1 protein-coding gene is annotated in these 1,192 nt (G+C 74.9%); it reads right to left on the bottom strand.

Going from position 1 to position 1,192, the window contains the following annotated elements:
• Nucleotides 1-959 (bottom strand): LacI family DNA-binding transcriptional regulator (locus tag A5728_RS02535; protein ID WP_064845558.1); only part of this gene is annotated, 959 nt, incomplete at its 3' end.
• Nucleotides 960-1,192: the final 233 nt, after the last annotated feature.

Below are 1,192 nucleotides of genomic sequence, written 5' to 3'. Positions count from 1 at the left end.
GGCGCCGCCCCCCCCCCCCCCCCCGCCGCCGCCGGCCGGCGGGGGCCCCGCCCGCCCCCCCCGCGCGCGCGCGCCCCCCCCCCCCCCCCCCCCCCCCCCCCCCCCCCCCCCCCCCGCGCCCCGATCCGCTGGTGCGGCAGCGCGACGGTCGTCAGCGCAGGGACGAGCTGGTCGGCCACGCTCTGCTGGTCGTCGACCCCCACGAGGGAGAGGTCCTCGGGGACCCGCAGCCCGGACGCTGCCGCGCAGAGCAGCACGCCGGTGGCGGTGCGGTCGTTGGATGCGAGGATCGCCGTGGGCGGCTCGGGCAGGGCGAGCAGCCGCTGCGCGGCCCGGTAGCCGTCCTGGATCTCCCAGCCGGTCGGCTCGACCGTGAGCCGCAGGCCCTCGCGGCCGAACTCCGCGCAGGCCGCCTCGAAGCCCTCCCGGCGCAGCGGCGTGGCCGGGGAGTCGGACGTGCCGGTCAGCAGGGCGATCCTGCGGTGCCCCAGACCCAGCACGTGCTCGGTGGCGCGGCGCATCCCGGTCACCTCGTCCGGGATCACCGCGGCGAGCCGTTCCCGCGGGTCGTAGCAGTTGGCGAGCACCGCGGGGCGTTGCAGCAGCGGCTCGGGCGGGTCCAGCGCCACGAGGCCGCCCGTGGCGTAGACCAGCCCGTCGACGTGCCGGTGGATCAGGGCCTCGGCGAGCTCGAGGTCGCGTCCGGGCACGGCCTCCGTGTCGGCCACGGTGAGCACGTAGCCCGCCGGGCGGGCGACGGAACCGGCGCCGCTGATGATCCGGCCGGCGAAGGGGCTGGTCACGATCTCGTCGGTGATCACGCCGATGGTGTAGGTGCGCTGGCGCTGCAGGGCAACCGCCACCGAGTTCGGCACATAACCCAGCCGCTGCACGGCATCCCGAATCCGTTCCTGGGCCAAGAGAGACACATTGCCGTCGGCATTGTTGTTGAGCACCATCGAAACCGCACTCCGGGAGACCCCGGCCTCGCGAGCGACATCGGCAGCAGTAGGGTTGCGGGACATGCTCCTCCGGCGGTCGAGCCCATCTGGGAGTCGGTTGGATCCCCTACCTACTCTACCGAGCGCATGAGTCTCCTGAAGTGACCCTGCCGATCAGCGCTGGCCCGCTACGGGGAGCTGTAGACCTCGACCCCATGGAACACCGCGGCGGATGCGCAGGGGCGCCGTCG

The sequence above is a fragment of the Kocuria sp. ICS0012 genome (genome assembly GCF_001665945.1).
GTDB lineage: Bacteria > Actinomycetota > Actinomycetes > Actinomycetales > Micrococcaceae > Kocuria > Kocuria marina.
This window is presented reverse-complemented; position numbering and strand designations above follow the sequence as displayed.